The 16,119-nt window shown below is 68.8% G+C and carries 16 protein-coding genes; 7 read left to right on the forward strand and 9 right to left on the reverse strand.

The annotated features are described in order from the left end of the window. The first annotated feature begins 51 nt into the window (after window positions 1-51). Complete coding sequence (locus tag J3476_RS05375) at window positions 52-774, forward strand: Asp/Glu racemase (RefSeq protein WP_286182631.1); 723 nt, start codon at window positions 52-54, stop codon at window positions 772-774. A 111-nt stretch (window positions 775-885) separates the two neighbouring features. Here J3476_RS05375 and J3476_RS05380 read toward each other — a convergent pair whose 3' ends face one another. After that, the gene (locus J3476_RS05380; protein WP_207065482.1) at window positions 886-3,735 is read right to left on the reverse strand and encodes an FAD-binding and (Fe-S)-binding domain-containing protein; all 2,850 of its coding nucleotides are present in this window, start codon (window positions 3,733-3,735) and stop codon (window positions 886-888) included. Window positions 3,736-3,783: 48 nt separating this feature from the next. Here J3476_RS05380 and J3476_RS05385 point away from each other — a divergent pair, with 48 nt between their 5' ends. Next, window positions 3,784-4,503: a maleate cis-trans isomerase gene (locus J3476_RS05385; RefSeq protein WP_207065483.1), complete on the forward strand. Its 720-nt coding sequence runs from the start codon at window positions 3,784-3,786 to the stop codon at window positions 4,501-4,503. Beyond that, complete coding sequence (locus J3476_RS05390) at window positions 4,500-5,180, forward strand: GntR family transcriptional regulator (RefSeq protein WP_207065484.1); 681 nt, start codon at window positions 4,500-4,502, stop codon at window positions 5,178-5,180. The genes J3476_RS05385 and J3476_RS05390 overlap by 4 nt, the downstream gene beginning before the upstream one ends. A gap of 94 nt (window positions 5,181-5,274) precedes the next feature. Here the strand turns inward: J3476_RS05390 and J3476_RS05395 are convergent, their stop codons facing one another. The 4 genes from J3476_RS05395 to J3476_RS05410 all read right to left on the reverse strand — a co-directional run bounded on the left by J3476_RS05395 (window position 5,275) and on the right by J3476_RS05410 (window position 8,485). Further along, window positions 5,275-6,018, reverse strand: coding sequence for a hypothetical protein (locus tag J3476_RS05395; protein WP_207065485.1), 744 nt, complete (start codon window positions 6,016-6,018; stop codon window positions 5,275-5,277). Between the two features lie 312 nt (window positions 6,019-6,330). After that, window positions 6,331-6,675 (reverse strand): type II toxin-antitoxin system PemK/MazF family toxin, encoded by a 345-nt coding sequence (locus tag J3476_RS05400; protein ID WP_207065486.1) that lies wholly within the window; start codon window positions 6,673-6,675, stop codon window positions 6,331-6,333. Next, window positions 6,669-6,917, reverse strand: a complete 249-nt coding sequence (locus J3476_RS05405) for a ribbon-helix-helix protein, CopG family (RefSeq protein ID WP_207065487.1) — start codon at window positions 6,915-6,917, stop codon at window positions 6,669-6,671. The genes J3476_RS05400 and J3476_RS05405 overlap by 7 nt, the downstream gene beginning before the upstream one ends. A gap of 113 nt (window positions 6,918-7,030) precedes the next feature. Next, a complete protein-coding gene (locus J3476_RS05410) occupies window positions 7,031-8,485 on the reverse strand; it encodes an NAD-dependent succinate-semialdehyde dehydrogenase (RefSeq protein WP_207065488.1) in 1,455 nt (484 codons plus the stop codon). A 78-nt stretch (window positions 8,486-8,563) separates the two neighbouring features. On the opposite strand from J3476_RS05410, the gene J3476_RS05415 reads away from it, so the two are divergent. Further along, window positions 8,564-9,826 (forward strand): aspartate aminotransferase family protein, encoded by a 1,263-nt coding sequence (locus tag J3476_RS05415; protein ID WP_207065489.1) that lies wholly within the window; start codon window positions 8,564-8,566, stop codon window positions 9,824-9,826. Between the two features lie 105 nt (window positions 9,827-9,931). On the opposite strand, the gene J3476_RS05420 is transcribed toward J3476_RS05415, so the two are convergent. Both J3476_RS05420 and J3476_RS05425 read right to left on the reverse strand, forming a co-directional pair. Then, window positions 9,932-11,317, reverse strand: coding sequence for an MFS transporter (locus J3476_RS05420; protein ID WP_207065490.1), 1,386 nt, complete (start codon window positions 11,315-11,317; stop codon window positions 9,932-9,934). 250 nt (window positions 11,318-11,567) lie between these two features. Continuing rightward, window positions 11,568-11,921: a hypothetical protein gene (locus J3476_RS05425; protein ID WP_207065491.1), complete on the reverse strand. Its 354-nt coding sequence runs from the start codon at window positions 11,919-11,921 to the stop codon at window positions 11,568-11,570. Between the two features lie 232 nt (window positions 11,922-12,153). On the opposite strand from J3476_RS05425, the gene J3476_RS05430 reads away from it, so the two are divergent. Then, the gene (locus J3476_RS05430; RefSeq protein ID WP_207065492.1) at window positions 12,154-13,062 is read left to right on the forward strand and encodes a sulfurtransferase; all 909 of its coding nucleotides are present in this window, start codon (window positions 12,154-12,156) and stop codon (window positions 13,060-13,062) included. Continuing rightward, entirely contained in the window at window positions 13,059-13,469 is a 411-nt protein-coding gene (locus tag J3476_RS05435) for a SufE family protein (RefSeq protein WP_207065493.1), read from the forward strand. The genes J3476_RS05430 and J3476_RS05435 overlap by 4 nt, the downstream gene beginning before the upstream one ends. Before the next feature lie 43 nt (window positions 13,470-13,512). Here the strand turns inward: J3476_RS05435 and J3476_RS05440 are convergent, their stop codons facing one another. Beyond that, window positions 13,513-15,147 carry a SulP family inorganic anion transporter gene (locus tag J3476_RS05440; RefSeq protein WP_207065494.1) on the reverse strand — a complete coding sequence of 545 codons (1,635 nt, stop codon included), beginning with the start codon at window positions 15,145-15,147 and terminating at the stop codon, window positions 13,513-13,515. After that, window positions 15,144-15,518, reverse strand: a complete 375-nt coding sequence (locus J3476_RS05445) for a metalloregulator ArsR/SmtB family transcription factor (RefSeq protein WP_207065495.1) — start codon at window positions 15,516-15,518, stop codon at window positions 15,144-15,146. Before J3476_RS05445 ends, J3476_RS05440 begins: the two co-directional genes overlap by 4 nt. A 196-nt stretch (window positions 15,519-15,714) precedes the next feature. Here J3476_RS05445 and J3476_RS05450 point away from each other — a divergent pair, with 196 nt between their 5' ends. Next, on the forward strand, window positions 15,715-16,080 hold the full coding sequence (locus J3476_RS05450) for a hypothetical protein (protein ID WP_207065496.1): 366 nt from the start codon (window positions 15,715-15,717) through the stop codon (window positions 16,078-16,080). The last annotated feature ends 39 nt before the right edge of the window (window positions 16,081-16,119 follow it).

Below are 16,119 nucleotides of genomic sequence, written 5' to 3' on the forward strand. Positions count from 1 at the left end.
ATTGTCAACAATCGACTTGCGGCGTGTGCTAAGTGGCCCCACACTGTGCCAATGAACCCGTCGCCACCTCTGCAGCAAGCCGGTATCGGCGTTGTAGTGCCCTACGATTTCGCGCTGGATCGCGAACTCTGGCGGTGGCTTCCCAATGACGTGAGCCTCCACATCACCCGACTGCCCTATGCCCCCATGCCGGCCACCATGGAGATGGCCGTGCACATCTCCGACCCCGAATCCGCCGCCCGCTGCGTCACCGACGTCTCGGCGATCGGACCGCTGGTCACCGCCTATGCCTGTACGTCGGGCAGTTTCGTCGGCGGCCCGCTGGCCGAACAGGCGCTGGTCGAGGCGATGCTGGCGGCAGGGTCGCCGCTGGCATTGACCACCAGCGGCGCATTGCTCTCGGCGCTGCGCTACCTCGGCTACACCCGCGTCGCCACGGCCACCCCGTACACCGCCGACCTGACCGTGGGTTTGACGGCGTTCCTGGGTGAGTCGGGCATCGAGGTGACCGCGGCCGCGGGGCTGGGGCTGACGTCGGACATCTGGACGGTGCCGCACGACGTCACCCGCCGGTTGGTCCGCGAGACCGACACCGACGACGCGCAGGCGGTGTTCATCAGCTGCACCAACATGCCGACCTACGACGTGATCGCCGAGCTGGAAGCCGAACTCGGCAAGCCGGTGCTCACGGCCAACCAGGTCACCATGTGGCATGCGCTGAGCCTGATCGGCCGCAAGGCGGTCGGGCCCGGCCAGCAGCTGATGGAGCGGTAGAGCCCTCGGCGCCGCGCCCGTCGACTGGGAGCCGAGATTGCGCCCAGGGCTGCGGGAACTCCTTCAGGACAGCCGCTACGACAATCTCGAAGCATCTCGGCGGCACCAAACTCAGAGTCCGCGCGCCAGCAGCTCCGCCAGGTGCACCGCGCGCCTTTCGGTGCCCTGCGCGATCTGGGTGCGGCAGCTGAACCCGTCGGCGACCACCGCTGTCTCCGGTGCGGCGTTGCGCACCGCGGGCAGCAGCACCCGCTCCCCCACCTGCTGGGACACCTCGTAGTGGCCGCGCTCGAAGCCGAAATTGCCCGCCAGGCCACAGCATCCGGAGTCCGGGATGTCGGCGGCGATGCCGGCCTTGGCCATCAACGTGCGGTCGGCGTCGAAGCCCAGCACGGCGTGCTGGTGACAGTGCGTCTGCACCAGTGCCTGCGCATCGAGCTGCGGCGGCTGCCAGCCGGAGGCGAGGACGAACTCGGCGAACGTGTGCGTGGTCTCGGCGGCCTGGGCGGCGCGAGGGTCATCCGGCAGCAGCTCGTGCGCGTCGCGGCGCAGCACCGCGGTACAGCTGGGCTCCAGGCCGACGATCGGGGTGCCGGCGGCCAGGTGCGGGGCGAGCGCGGTCAGCGAGGACGTCAGCCGTTTCTTCGCCGCGTTCAGCTGCCCGGTCGAGATCCACGTCAGCCCGCAGCACACCGGCCGCTCGGGCAGCACCGCCTGATAACCGGCCGCTTCGAGCACCGCGACCGCGGCCTGACCGACCTGCGGGGCAAGGTGATTGGTGAAGCTGTCCGGCCACAGCAGCACCCGCCCCTTCGGCCCGGCGGTGACGGGCCGGGCGGCGAACCACGACGTGAACGTCTGCTCGGCGAACTGCGGGATCTCGCGTTCGTCGGCGATGCCACCGAGGCGTTTGACCAGCGGGCCCCGGGCCAGCCGGTTGGCGAGCTTCGGCGCCTTGGCCGCGACCCGCGACCACAGCGGCAGCCAACCCATCGACCAGTGCGACAGCGGCCGCGCCCAGGGCCGGCCCTGGTAGTGGTGGTGGGTGAATTCCGCCTTGTAGGTGGCCATGTCGACGTTGACGGGGCAGTCCCACAGACACCCCTTGCACGACAGGCACAGATCGAGTGCGTCGCGCACCTCGGTGGATCGCCACCCGTCGGTCACCACGTCACCCTGGAGCATCTCCCACAGCAGATGCGCGCGCCCGCGGGTGGAGTGCTGCTCCTCGCGGGTGGCCTGATAGCTCGGGCACATCACCCCGCCGCTGGTCTGGCGGCATTTGCCGATGCCCACGCAGCGGCGCTGCGCCTGGGCGAAGTCGCCGTGATCGTCCGGATAGGCGAACAGCGTCAACGGCTTTCGCTGCAGCGGCGCCTGATGGCGGATGTCGGCGTCCAGCGGCGGCGGATCCACCACCACCCCGGGGTTGAGCACCCGGCGCGGATCCCAGATGTCCTTCATGCCGGCCATCAGCGCCAGACCGTCATCGCCGTACATCCGGCCCAGCAGCTCCGAGCGGGCCCGGCCGTCGCCGTGCTCCCCGGACACCGAACCACCCAGCGACACCACCAGATCGGTGGCCTCCTCGACGAACGCGCGGTAGGCGCGGATGCCGTCGTCGGAGAGCAGGTCGAAGTCGATGCGCATGTGCATGCAGCCCTCACCGAAGTGCCCGTAGGACGCCCCGGCCAGCCCGTAGCGGGCCATCAGCGCGTCCAGGCCACGCAGGTAGTCGGCCAGCCGGTGCGGCGGCACCGCGGCGTCCTCCCAGCCGCCCCACGCCTCGGCGCCGTCGGCGCGGCGGGTGGCCAGCCCGGCGGCGTCGGTGCGACACCGCCACAGCACCGCCTGCGCGGCCGGCTCGGTCACCAGCGACGCCGTCGCCGGCGAGCCCGAATCCTTCAGCGCCACCAGCATCTTCTCGGCGGCCATGGTCGCCGCGATCAGATCCTCGCCGCCCATCTCGACCAGCACCCAGGCCCGCCCGGCGGGCAGCCCGGCGTCGATCGCGGCGCGGCGCACCTCGCCGGGCAGCCGGTCGACGAGTTGGTCGTTGATCGACTCCATCGTCAGCGGGCTGTGCGCCAGCACCGTCGGCACGCATTCGGCCGAGGCGATCGAGTCGGCGAACCCGAGCACGCACAGCACCCGCGCCGCCGGCAGCGGGGTCAGCGCCACCGTCGCGCGCAGCGTCGCGGCGAACCCGCCCTCGCTGCCGCACAGCAGCGCGGCGACGTTGTAGCCGCGTTCGGGCAGCAGCTCATGCAGCGCGTAGCCGGAGATCTGGCGGGTGAACTGCCCGAACCGCCGCCGGATCACCGTCTCGTGGGTGTCGACGAATCCGGTGAGGTGGCGGTGCAGTTCGCCCTCGGCACCGGGCAGCGCCGCCAGCGTCTGGCGGTCACCGTGGGAGGTGACCGTGGTGCGGGTGCCGTCGGCGAGCAGCACCTCCAGCGCGCGCACGTTGTCGGCGGTGGTGCCCCACGCCACCGAATGCGCGCCGCACGCGTTGTTGGCGATCATCCCGCCCAGCGTGGCGCGACTGGCCGAGGACGGGTCCGCACCGAACGCCAGCTGGTGTGGTTTGGCCGCGGCCAGCAGATGGGTGAGCACCACCCCGGGTTCGACCAGCGCGGTGCGGGCGGTGGTGTCGATGTCGAGGATCTTGTTGACGTGGCGCGACGCGTCGATCACCACGCCGCCGATCGCGTTGCCGGCCATCGAGGTGCCGCCCCCGCGCATCACGACCGGGGCTTGTGCTGCGGCCGTCAGCGCGACCGCGGCGGCCAAATCGTCGACGTCTCTCGGGACCACGACCAGCTCTGGCACCACCCGGTAGTTCGAGGCGTCGGTGGCATACAGGGCCCGCGCCGTCGCGTCGTCGGCGACGGTGCCGCGAACCTCGGAACGCAGCTGGGCCCCCAGCCGCCTGACGTCGTAGGTCGCGGGCGTTAACATTGTTGACAATCTACCTATCTGGGTGGCGGTCAGCCAAGGAGGTCCTCTATGCCAACGGTCGGTCTGCTCTACCCCGGACACAGCGCCGAAGACGATTTTCCCGCACTCGAACAGCGCATCTCCGGCGCGGTGCGGCTCCCGGTGGTGATCACCTCGGTCGGCGAGGACGCCCACCGCGTCGATGCGCTGCTCGACATCGGCAGCGGCGCCCGCCTCGCCGACGGTGCGTCCCAGCTGTCCGGCGCGCAGCCCGACGCGGTGATGTGGGCCTGCACGTCGGGCAGCTTCGTGTTCGGCCCGCAGGGCGCCCGCGCGCAGGCCGCCGCCGTCGCCGACGCGGCCGGGGTGCCGGCGTCGTCGACGTCGATCGCGTTCGTCGACGCGCTGCGCCACCTCGGGATCCGCCGCGTCGCCGTCGCCGCGTCCTACCCCGACGACGTCGCCCAGCACTTCGTCGGATTCCTCACCGACGGCGGCGCCGAGGTGGTGTCGATGGGCAGCCACGGCATCTACACCGCCGCCGAAGTCGGCACGCTGGAACCGTCCCGCGTCGTGGACATGGTGACTGCGGCCGATCACCCCGACGCCGAGGCGGTGCTGGTGCCCGACACCGCGATGCACACGCTGGCGATCATCGACCAACTGGAGGCCGCCGTGGGCAAGCCGGTGCTGACCGCCAACCAGGTGACGGTGTGGAAGGGCCTGGAGCTGCTGGGGCCGGTACCCGAACTGCCCGGCCTGGGCGCGTTGTTCGGGAGCCGAAGATGACCGGGCACATCGGGCCGCTGGTGCAGCGCTCGACGCCGAGCATCATCGCCGACAAGCTGCGCGCCGCGATCGGCTACGGCGAACTCAAGCCCGGCGAACAGCTGCTGGAGGCCGACCTCGCCCGCCAGCTCGGCGTCAGCCGCGGCCCGCTGCGTGAAGGCATGCAGCGGCTGACCCAGGAAGGGTTGCTGGTCGCGATCCGCAACCGCGGGCTGTTCGTCATCGACATGACGCCCGAGGACATCCGCGACATGTACATCGCGCGCGAGGCCATCGAACGCGCCGCGGCGCGCAGCATCGTGGTGTCCGGGGACTTCGTCGCCGCCGGGGATGCGCTGCTGGCCGTCGTGGACAAGATGGGCCGTGCGGCGTCGGCGGCCGAGATGAGTGAGCTCGACATCGAATTCCACGAGCTGCTGGTGTCGCTGTCTGGCAGCAAGCATCTGCGCCGCATGCACCAGACCGTCATCACCGAGACCCGCATGTGCATCCACTCGCTCGACGACTCCTACGCCAAGTCCGACTTCCGCGAAGAGGAGCACCGCACGCTGGCCACGGCAGTGCGCTCCGGCGATCCCGAGCTGACCGACCGGCTGATGGTCGCCCACATGGACGACGCGCTGGCCCGACTCTTCGAGGCGCCCGCCGAGGAGCCGGTCGACGCGGTGGTGTCGTAGCTCAGCTCAGTTCACCGCACCGCACCGCGCCGACGCAGCGCCTTCCAGCACTTCTCGATTGTGAAGCCCACGCGTTTGTTCGGCATGGCCTCGATCATATCCAACCCCGCTCATAGAGCAGATGCCGGAACTTGACGTCGAGGTGGACGGGGCGGCGGTGCGGGCCCCATTCCACTCCGACCCGAGCGTCCGGCCACCCCATGGCGATGGCCGCATCCCAGAGTTCCTCGCTGATCTCGATGTTGGTCTGCGGAGGCGGCAGACAACTCTGGAGCAGTGACAGCCGCAGCAACGATTCTTCGGGAGACCTGGAGCCGGCGTCCATCATCCTGATGGCGTCGCGCGCCTCCCACGTTCCGCGGGCGCCCTGATAGCGGTGCTGCAACGGCTCGACGCCTGCCGGCGTGATGTCGGCTATCGCCGCGAGCTGATCCAGGACGACGATGGCCTCCTTCAGCGGCAGACGCCTGGCGATGTCGAACGCGGTGCGCGCCGCATTCGTCCGCGGCGGCACCCCGTCCGGGTCGATCTCGTCACCGTCGATGCGTTCGTTGCGGACGATGATGCCCGGCTGGGTCCGCCGCGGCGGTGCGATGATCTCGATGGGCGCGCGGGGGTCGATGGGCTTGACGCCGGCCAGCGCGGCCGCGGTCCGGCCGGCGATGACGCCGCGGCGGCCCGTCCACAACCAGGCCGCCTGAGCTTTGGCCCAGGTGTCGATGCGTGCGTCCTTGTGGATGTAGACGTCGGGAAGCAGGCTGGTGTAGTTCCAGCGCAGTGCCCCACGGGTCAGCGTGCCTTCCGTGATCGCCTCACTGCCGAGGAACGGTTCGCGCATGCGGCCACGCTCGCCGGACGGTGTGACACGTCCGTGTGGTGCAGCCGGGTTCCGCAGCACGGCTGTGGATCGCGGCCATGTTGGGGAACAACTCTCGATTCAGTGCTATAGCCCAGATTGACATCCGGGCTGTGAAAACACCCCAATCGAGCGAAAACAGCAGCCGTCATGTCGATCTCGCTCCGAGCACCTCAAACAGGTTTGCAGTGACCCAGCTGCCACCTGCCAACCCGCCAGCTGCGACACCCCGGCACGCTCCGCAGCTGCCTAGGGCACCCACTCCTCGCCCGGTGAGCACTCGCCATGCACTGCTCAGAGATCCAGCACGCGCCGGAGCCCCCCGTCGACGCCGGCCATCAGGCTGGGCGGCACACCTCCAACTCGGTCGGTGAGGTCGGTCTTGTTCAAGGTGATCAGGGCAGTCACGTTGACGACCGAATCGCGGGGTAGTCCCGTGACACTTGCCGGTAGGAAGACATTGCCGGGCATTGCCGCCAGCGCCGTGTTCGATGTGATCACCACGGCGAGAACGGTGGCAAGACGGCTCAAGTTATATGGCTCAGACTGAACGATGAGCACCGGTCGGTGCTTGGCGGGACGGCTGCCTGTCGGCGGCGCGAGGTCAGCCCAGTAGATGTCCCCGCGTTTGATCACCACTCATCATCCGTGTCATGCAATACGCGATGCCCGGCTTCCACCGCATCGGCCACCTCTTCGTCGGGGCCGACGAGGCGTTCCAACGCACCGTTGATGTGCTCGGTCAGCGACGATGCATCCAGTTCGTCGAGATATCTCTGCGCGGCCCGGGTGAAGAACTCGGATCGACTCATACCGAGGTCGTTGGCACGCCGAGTCACACGCTCGAACGTCTCGTCTGGCAGGGAAATGGCCGTCTTCATCAAGAGAGTATAACTCGGTATAACCGGAGTCCGGTTCGTGCGTTGGGGCTGCGCTGGCTGCGGGAAAATGGGCGAAAACCCCGCGCTGAACGCAGTTTCAACGCAACCTAACGTCACATCTTGATGCCGATGTACTTCGTCTCGAGGAATTCGTCGATGCCGACCGAGCCGCCCTCGCGGCCCAGCCCGGAAGCCTTCACCCCGCCGAACGGGGCAGCCGGATTCGACACCACGCCCTGGTTCAGCCCGACCATGCCGGTCTCCAACGCCTCGGCCACCCGCAGCGCGCGACGCAGATCGTTGGTGAACACGTAAGACACCAAACCGTATTCGGTGTCGTTGGCGGCCGCGACCACCTCCTCCTCGGTGTCGAACGGCGTCAGCGGCGCGACGGGCCCGAAGATCTCCTGATCACACATCGCCGCGTCGCGCGGCACCCCGGTCAGCACCGTCGGCGGGTAGAAGAACCCCTCCCCGCCCGGCGCGGTGCCCCCGGTCAGCACCGACGCCCCGCGTGAGACCGCGTCGGCGACCAGCGTCTCGACCTTCTGGAGCGCCGCAGCGTCGATCAGCGGGCCGACGTTGACGCCGTCCTCGGTGCCGGGGCCCACCCTCAGCGCCGACATCTTCTCGGCCAGCCGGCGGCCGAACTCGTCGATGACCGAGGACTGCACGTAGATCCGGTTGGCCGCGGTGCACGCCTCCCCCATGTTGCGCATCTTGGCCGCGATCGCACCGTCGACTGCTTCGTCGAGATCGGCGTCCTCGAACACCACGAACGGCGCGTTGCCGCCCAGTTCCAGCGAGGTGCGCAGGATCTTCTCGGCGCACTGCTCCAAGAGTTTGCGCCCGACCGCGGTGGAGCCGGTGAACGACAGCTTGCGGATCGCCCCGGAGCGGATCATCGGCTCGATCACCGCGCCGGCGTCGGTGGTGGCGATGCAGTTGACCGCACCCGGCGGCAGACCCGCCTCGACCAGCAGGTCCATCAGCGCCAGCATCGACAGCGGGGTCTGCGGCGCCGGCTTGATGACGCTGGTGCAGCCGGCCGCGATGGCGGGGCCGAGCTTGCGGGTGCCCATCGCCATCGGGAAGTTCCACGGCGTGATCAGCAGGCACGGCCCGACGGGCTGACGGGTGACCAGGAAGCGCGCCCCACCCGCCGGGGCAGTCTGGTAGCCGCCGTCGATGCGCACCGCCTCACCGGCGAAGTGGCGGAAGAACTCTGCGGCGTAGGCGATCTCGCCGCGGGCCTCGGCCAACGGCTTGCCCATCTCCAGGGTCATCAGCAGCGCCAGGTCGTCGACGCGCTCATGCAGCAGCTCGAACGCGCGGGTGAGGATGTCGGCGCGTTCCCGCGGGGGCATCGCTGCGAACGCGGGCTGGGCGGCCACCGCCGCATCCAGTGCGGCGCGACCGTCCTCGGGCGAGGCGTCTGCGACCGCGCACAGCGTCTGCCCGGTGGCGGGGTTGACGACGTCGAACGTGCGCCCGCCGGTGGCGTCGACCCACTTGCCGTCGATGAACAGACCTCTCTCGACCGCCGCGACGACCCGTGCCTGGTCCACTGCACCACCCCTTCAAATTCGACAACCACGTCCGCTAGATTGTTGACAATCTACCCGTCGACAATCAAGGGACTCGCTGTGACCGCTCTTTCGCCCGTCCTCAAGCAAGCAACCGGCGTGCTGGCCGCCCGCGGTGAAGGCGCCGTGCTCTACGACGAGGACAACCGACGGTATCTCGACTTCACCGCCGGCATCGGCGTCACCAGCACCGGCCACTGCCACCCCCACGTCGTCGAGGCCGCCCAACGCCAGGTGGGCACGCTGATCCACGCGCAGTACACCACCGTCATGCACCGTCCCCTGCTCGACCTCGTCGACCGGCTCGGCGAGGTGCTGCCGGCGGGACTCGAGCGCATGTTCTTCACCAACTCCGGCAGCGAGGCCGTCGAGGCCGCGCTGCGGCTGGCGCGCCAAGCCACCGGGCGGCCCAACGTCGTGGTGTTCCACGGCGGCTTCCACGGCCGCACCGTCGCCGCCGCATCGATGACCACCTCGGGCACCAAGTTCCGGTCCGGCTTCGCGCCGATGATGGCCGGTGTGCACGTCGCCCCGTTCCCGGACCCGACGCACTACGGCTGGCCGGTCGAGCAGGCCACCGATTTCGCCCTGGCCCAACTGGATTACCTGCTGCAGACCATGACCGCGCCCGCCGACACCGCCGCGTTCGTCGTCGAACCGGTGCTCGGCGAGGGCGGTTACGTCCCTGCCAACGCCCGCTTCCTGGCCGGGCTGCGTGAGCGAGCCGACCAGCACGGCATCGTGCTGGTGATCGACGAGGTGCAGACCGGTGTCGGGCGTACCGGAAAGTTCTGGGGCCACGAACATTTCGCCTCGGACGGGTTCGTCCGGCCCGACGTCCTGATCACCGCCAAGGGCCTGGCGTCCGGGTTCCCGCTCTCGGCGATCGCGGCCACCGAGGAGCTGATGAGCAAGGCGTGGCCGGGCTCGCAGGGCGGCACCTACGGCGGCAACGCAGTGGCCTGCGCGGCGGCACTGGCGACGCTGGACGTGATCCGCGACGAGAACCTGGTCGACAACGCCGCCGCCCGCGGCGACCAGCTGCGTCAGGGGCTGCAGCTGGTCGCCGACAAGCACGACGCGATCACCGACGTGCGTGGGCTGGGCCTGATGCTCGGCAACGAATTCCGCGACGCCGCAGGCAAACCCGACGGTGCGGCGGCGACGGCAGCCCAGCAGGAGGCTGCCCGCCGCGGCCTGCTGCTGCTGACCTGCGGGGCGTGGGGTCAGGTGGTGCGGTTCATCCCCGCGCTGGTGGTCGACGCCGATCAGGTGGACGAGGCGGTCGGCATCTGGGCCGACGCCGTCAACGCCGTCGGCTGAACAAAGCAGCGCCGCTGGGCCGACGCCGTCAACGCCGTCGGCTGAACGACGCAGCGCCGCTCGGCCAGGCGGTACAACGCCTTCGGCCGAGCGGCGCCGACCGGCTCAGGACCGGCTGCCCGCCCCGACGAGCTCCAGTTGGGGCGGGGCTTCCGGGGTGCCCGGGATCTCGGTGCCGTTGATCGGGCACCGCGTGGTCTCGGGCACCTTCAACAGCGCGATGGCACCGATCACCACGGCGATCATCATGTAGAACGCGGGCCACAGGTTGTTGCCTGATTCGGCCACCAACCACTCGTTGACCGCCGGAGCGGTGCCGCCGAAGATCGACGTCGACACGTTGTAGGCGATCGCGAAGCCGGCGAAGCGCACCTGGGTCGGGAACATGGCCGGGAACATCGCCGAAATCGTCGCCAGCTGAGGCACATACAGCAGACCCAGCACCGCGAAGCCGATGATCGCGCCCACCACACCGGTGGACATCAGCATGAACATCGGCACCACCATGATGAACAGGCCGATCAGCGACACCCACCACATCGGCTTTCGACCGACCCGGTCGGACAGATGACCCGCGAAGGGCACGAACACCATCATCGCCAGCATGCCGATGATCGGGACCACCAGCGACATGTCGGTCGACAGCCCGATGCCCTGCTCGAGATAGGTCGGCATGTAGGACAGCAGCGTGTAGTTGACCACGTTGAGCGCGACCACCAGGCCGCCGAGCTTCAGGATCGGAGACCAGTAGCGGGTGATGAGGTCCTTGAACTCCGAGCCGATGTTCGCCTCTTCCTTGCCCTGATCCTCCAACTCCTTGAACACCGGGGTGTCCTCGAGCTTGGTTCTCAGATAGATACCGACGATGCCCAGCGGCGCGGCGATCAGGAACGGGATGCGCCAGCCCCAGCTGCCCATCTGGTCGTCGTTGAGCACCAGCGAGAAGCCGAGCATCAGCAGCGCACCGGCCGAGAAGCCGGCCAGCGTGCCGAATTCCAGGAAGCTGCCCATGAATCCGCGGCGGCGCGGCGGCGCGTACTCGGCCATGAAGGTAGCGGCACCGCCGTACTCACCGCCGGTGGAGAAGCCCTGGATCATCCGCAGGCCGATCATCAGCACCGGCGCCCAGAAGCCGATCATGTCGTAGGTGGGCACCAGGCCCACACAGAAGGTCGCCGAAGCCATCAGCACGATCGTGATGGCGAGGATCTGGCGGCGACCGAGCCGGTCACCGAGCGGGCCCCACACGAACCCGCCCAGCGGGCGCACCAGGAAGGACACCGCGAACGTCATCAACGCGAAGAGCGTCGCCTCCGTGGTGTCACCGGGGAAGATGGCCGCCGAGATGTAGGTGACGCCGTAGGCGTAGAGGCCGTAGTCGAACCATTCGGTGGCGTTGCCGATCGCCGAGGCGGCGATGGCCTTTTTCAATACCCCAGGAGGGGCTTCGTCAGCAGAGTCGGCGGTCGGGGACTTGTCGGGGCTACTCATGGGAAGCCTTCCTCAAATCAGGGTCGGCGTCGGAAGGCTGCTCCGCTGCAACGCCCACGAGGGGACTCATTCCCGATCCGACACCCCAGGGTCAGCGGCTAGCAGTCAGCACACCGCTGACGCGGCAAGGGCTTTCTGTTATTTGGCTGTGCGCACCGGCGCCGAGAACAGGCTGTTCACGACTCCGACCCTGGCGGCTTACCCACAAGATCAGATCAGGAAACCCGGAAGTTTCTGGGAATTGTTCAGCTCAGCTGGAGGGGCATTCGTCGAACGCCGGACGCTCCACCTTCAGCGTCACCGAGTACTTCGCCGTCTCGGCGCCGGGTGCCGGCGACTGCCCGCACACCATCCAGTTCTCGTCGTTGTAGACCGCCAGGCGACCGGCGTCGACGTAGTTGATCTTGACCTGCTTGCCGCCCGTGGCCGACAGGATGGACTGCAGCGCCGGGTGCAGGATCATGCCCTTCACATCCGGCATCTCCCACGTGGACTGGGTGCCGCCGGCGGCGGGATCGCCCTTGGCGGCCAGCGCCGGACTCGCCGTCACCACCGCGCCCATCATGCACACCGCCGACACCGCCGCGACCAGATTCTTGTTCATCGTCTGCCCATCCCCTTCAGGGAGTAAGAGAAGCTCACTGCCGCGCGACGCTGCCCAGCACGCTTGTGATCTTGAGATTAAGGCCTCTACCAGCGATGAGCCGGTGACCCCAGCGAACCGGCAGGAATCCCCCAGCGGCCCACCAGCCAGGTGGTGAGCGGGCTCACTTCCCGGGGCGGCGCCGCAGGTCCCGGGCATCGGAAGCGGGCGGTCCCGACGGTAGGCTGGGCGCGTGCCGTTACCGCCTGATCCCAGCCCCGCCCTGCAGTCCTACGCCCACCCGGAACGTCTGGTCACCGCCGACTGGCTGTCCGGCAACCTCGGCCGCCCCGGCCTGGCCATCGTCGAGTCCGACGAGGATGTGCTGCTCTACGACACCGGCCACATCCCCGGCGCCGTCAAGATCGACTGGCACACCGACCTCAACGACCCCGAGGTGCGCGACTACATCACCGGCGAGCAGTTCGCCGAGCTGATGAACCGCAAAGGCATCTCCCGCGAGGACACCGTCGTCATCTACGGCGACAAGAGCAACTGGTGGGCCGCCTACGCGCTGTGGGTGTTCACCCTGTTCGGCCACCCCGACGTCCGCCTGCTCGACGGCGGCCGCAACCTGTGGATCTCCGATGGCCGTGACACCACCCTCGACGTGCCGTCCAAACAGGCCACCGGCTACCCGGTGGTCGAGCGCAACGACGCCCCGATCCGTGCGTTCAAAGAAGACGTGCTGGCCATCCTGGGCAAGCAACCGTTGATCGACGTCCGCTCGCCGCAGGAGTACACCGGTGAGCGCACCCACATGCCCGACTACCCCGAAGAAGGCGCGCTGCGCGGCGGCCACATCCCGACCGCCGTGTCGATCCCGTGGGCCAAGGCCGCCCAGGACAACGGCAAGTTCCGGTCCCGCGCCGAACTCGACGAGCTCTACGGGCAGTTCGCCCCCTCCGGCGGCACCGACTCGGGAGTCATCGCCTACTGCCGCATCGGGGAACGCTCCAGCCACACCTGGTTCGTGCTGACCCACCTGCTCGGCATGGAGGGCGTGCGCAACTACGACGGCTCGTGGACCGAATGGGGCAACGCCGTGCGGGTGCCCGTGACCACCGGATCCGATCCGGGGGATGCGCCCGGCGCCTCATGAGCATGCCGGCTGCCCTGGCCGAGGTCGTCTCGGATTTCCAGGAGGTGGACGGGCAGGACAAGCTCGCCCTGCTGCTGGAGTTCGCCGACGAGCTGCCCGCGCTGCCCGCCGACCTCGAGGAGGCGGCGATGGAACCGGTGCCCGAATGCCAGTCGCCGCTGTTCCTGCATGTCGACGCCGAGGACCGCAGCCAGGTGCGGCTGCATTTCAGCGCGCCGGCCGAAGCGCCGACCACCCGGGGGTTCGCCGCCATCCTGGCTGCCGGCCTGGACGGGCAGTCGGCCGAGGACATCCTGGCCGTGCCCGACGACTTCTACACCGACCTCGGGCTGGCGGCGCTGATCAGCCCGCTGCGGTTGCGGGGCATGTCGGCGATGCTGGCGCGCATCAAGAAGCGGCTCAAGTAGGCGCAAGCGGTCCCGGATCTTCTCACGGCAACCGGGGCTGTCGTCAGACGTGGCTGCGGGCGTGCTCGACCGCGTCGTCGAGCGAGTCGATCAGATGGTTCTCGTGCCGCAGTGAGTCGATCACCCCGACGTTGGCCAGCAGAGCGCGGTGTTCGGGACGCACCCCCTTGATGATCACCGTGACTCCGCGCGATTCCAGTTCCTCGGCGATCTGCGCCAGCGTGTGCGCGCCGGTGGCGTCGAGCATGCCCAGCTGCGACATCCGGATGATCACGACCTTCACGTCCGGATGCTCGGCGTCGGTGATGGTGTTCGAAATGCGCTCCGCCGCACCGAAGAACATCGCACCGTCGAGACGCAGCACGGCGATCTTCTCGTCGCCGGGGCGCGGCGGGCCGGGCAGCTCCTCGCGGGTGACGCTGCTGCGCCGGGCGACACTGCGCAGCGCGAAGACCGCCGCGACCACCACCCCGATCTGCACCGCCTCGATCAGGTCGAACCCGACGGTGATCACCGCGGTCAGTACGAACGTCACCGCGTCGGAGCGGGTCGAGGCGAGGAGCCGGCCCACGGTGCGGAACGAGACCATGCGCACCGACGTCACCATCAGCACGGCGGCCAGCGCCGTCAGCGGTATCGCCGCAACAGGACCGCTGGCCAGGTAGACCACCGCCAGCAACACCAGAGAATGCACGATCGCCGACACCCGGGTGCGGGCGCCCGAGCGCACGTTGACGGCCGTCCGGGCGATCGCGCCGGTGGCCGGCATGCCGCCGAACACCCCGGACGCCACCGACGCCAGCCCCTGCCCGACCAGTTCACGGTTCGGGTCGTAGGGGCCGGTGGGCGACATCGTGGCCGCCACCCGCGCCGACAACAGTGATTCGATGGCGGCGAGCGCGGCGATCGCCAAAGCGGCCCCGAGCAGCGTTCGCAGCGCACCGAAGTCGGCATGTGGCAGCACCGGGGCCGGAAGCTGGCTGGGCAGTTCACCGATCCGGGCGACCGGAAGACCGAGCGCGACCACGAGCACGGTGGCCGCGATGACCGCCACCAGTGACTCCGGCATCGCGCGGTGGATTCGGGGCAGCACCACCATCACGGCGGCCACCAGCACGGTGACGAGCAGCGCCGGTCCAGCGAGCGACCAGTCGACCCCGAGGACAGCCCGGAACGCGGCGACCAGCGGAGACGCCCCGGGTGATGCGGACTGACCGAGTGCGGCCGGAACTTGCTGCAGGAAGATGATCGCGGCGATACCGAGGGTGAAGCCCTCGATGACCGGCCACGGAATGAACGTGACCGCCCGTCCCAGCCCGGTCACACCGGCCAGCAGCACGAGCACCCCGGCCAGCACCGTGACCATCGCCAGGGAACCCATCCCGTAGTGCGCCACGACGGGCGCCAGCACCACCGCCATCGCGCCGGTCGGCCCCGACACCTGCACGTGCGAGCCCCCGAACACCGCGGCCACGAGTCCCGCGACCACCGCGGTGATCAGACCGGCGGCCGCCCCCGCGCCGGAACTGATACCGAAAGCCAGTGCGAGCGGCAACGCGACAACCCCGACGGTCACGCCTGCCAAGACATCCCGGCGCCACGACCGCGACAGCCCGGCGTAATCGGAGCGGCGCGGCAGTAACGAGCGGGCGTGCCGGAGTCCGCCGACGAGCGTCACGGCTGTCCGACGGGCGGCAGGGAGCCCAGCATCTCGAGCTGATCGCGGCGCGCACCCAGGGTGTCGGTGAGGAAAGTCCGGGCGATCAGCAACAGTTCCGAGATCTTGGGGTGGGCGAGCTCGTAGTACACCGCGTTGCCGACCCGCTCACCGCTGACGACGTAGTGCCGCTTGAGCACCGCCAGATGCTGGGAGAGCAGGGTCGGCTCGAGCCCGGTCTCGGCGAGGATCTCGCTGACCGGGGTGGGGCGCCTGGTGGACGACAGGATCTCCAGAATGCGGATGCGGGCGGGATGGGCGAGCGCCTTGAACAGGTTGGCCTTGATCTCGTAGAGGGGCCGCTCGGCGGAATCCCGGAAACTCGGCGCCATCCGACCTCCGACTTGATGGATTGAGCACAATCGCAATTCATCATATCGGTTGTCGCGCGCGACTGGTGACCGGCTCCCTGGTGCGCTTCAGAGGTTGCGCCGCAGTGACTGAATCCAATAATTGGCGTCGCGGGTGCGAGTGCGTTGCGCCAGTATCTTTTTGCCAGCACAGGCACAATCGTTTTTTGGGGGACGCATGAGCACCATTCGCGTTGAGTTCGCCCCCGGGTTCAATCTCGGCGACGATGCCGTGTTGCTGGCTATGGATGGAGACGGAGTGAAGAAATTCACCTCCGCGCTGCAAGCCGCCGTAAAAGACGGTGGCGGGCAACTCCAGCATGGAGACTTCGCCCATCAGTTTCTGATCCAACCTGGCGATCCAGAAGTGGAAGTAGACCGTTCTCGGGTCGTCTGGCGGCTCGATCAAGCCAAGGCAAGCGAGGTGATCGCCGACCTGATTGCACTTGGAGACGGTGGCCGCCCCGGACATCAATATGTCGATATTTCGAGTCCCGCCGACACGCTCGTCCTCTCCTGCGACGAATACGTCGGTCAGTCCTAGTACCAGCTGGCGGCGCGAACCCTACCCAGGTGAATAAGG

Source organism: Mycobacterium sp. PO1, from assembly GCF_017312405.1.
Classification (GTDB): Bacteria; Actinomycetota; Actinomycetes; order Mycobacteriales; family Mycobacteriaceae; genus Mycobacterium.

Bases quoted from the DNA above. Each gene is read 5' to 3' on its own strand.
- J3476_RS05420 (WP_207065490.1), bottom strand. From the start codon at position 11,317: ATGAGTAGCCCCGACAAGTCCCCGACCGCCGACTCTGCTGACGAAGCC.
- J3476_RS05385 (WP_207065483.1), top strand. From the start codon at position 3,784: ATGCCAACGGTCGGTCTGCTCTACCCCGGACACAGCGCCGAAGACGAT.
- J3476_RS05405 (WP_207065487.1), bottom strand. From the start codon at position 6,917: ATGAAGACGGCCATTTCCCTGCCAGACGAGACGTTCGAGCGTGTGACT.
- J3476_RS05425 (WP_207065491.1), bottom strand. From the start codon at position 11,921: ATGAACAAGAATCTGGTCGCGGCGGTGTCGGCGGTGTGCATGATGGGC.
- J3476_RS05380 (WP_207065482.1), bottom strand. From the start codon at position 3,735: ATGTTAACGCCCGCGACCTACGACGTCAGGCGGCTGGGGGCCCAGCTG.
- J3476_RS05390 (WP_207065484.1), top strand. From the start codon at position 4,500: ATGACCGGGCACATCGGGCCGCTGGTGCAGCGCTCGACGCCGAGCATC.
- J3476_RS05435 (WP_207065493.1), top strand. From the start codon at position 13,059: ATGAGCATGCCGGCTGCCCTGGCCGAGGTCGTCTCGGATTTCCAGGAG.
- J3476_RS05450 (WP_207065496.1), top strand. From the start codon at position 15,715: ATGAGCACCATTCGCGTTGAGTTCGCCCCCGGGTTCAATCTCGGCGAC.
- J3476_RS05375 (WP_286182631.1), top strand. From the start codon at position 52: ATGAACCCGTCGCCACCTCTGCAGCAAGCCGGTATCGGCGTTGTAGTG.
- J3476_RS05395 (WP_207065485.1), bottom strand. From the start codon at position 6,018: ATGCGCGAACCGTTCCTCGGCAGTGAGGCGATCACGGAAGGCACGCTG.
- J3476_RS05445 (WP_207065495.1), bottom strand. From the start codon at position 15,518: ATGGCGCCGAGTTTCCGGGATTCCGCCGAGCGGCCCCTCTACGAGATC.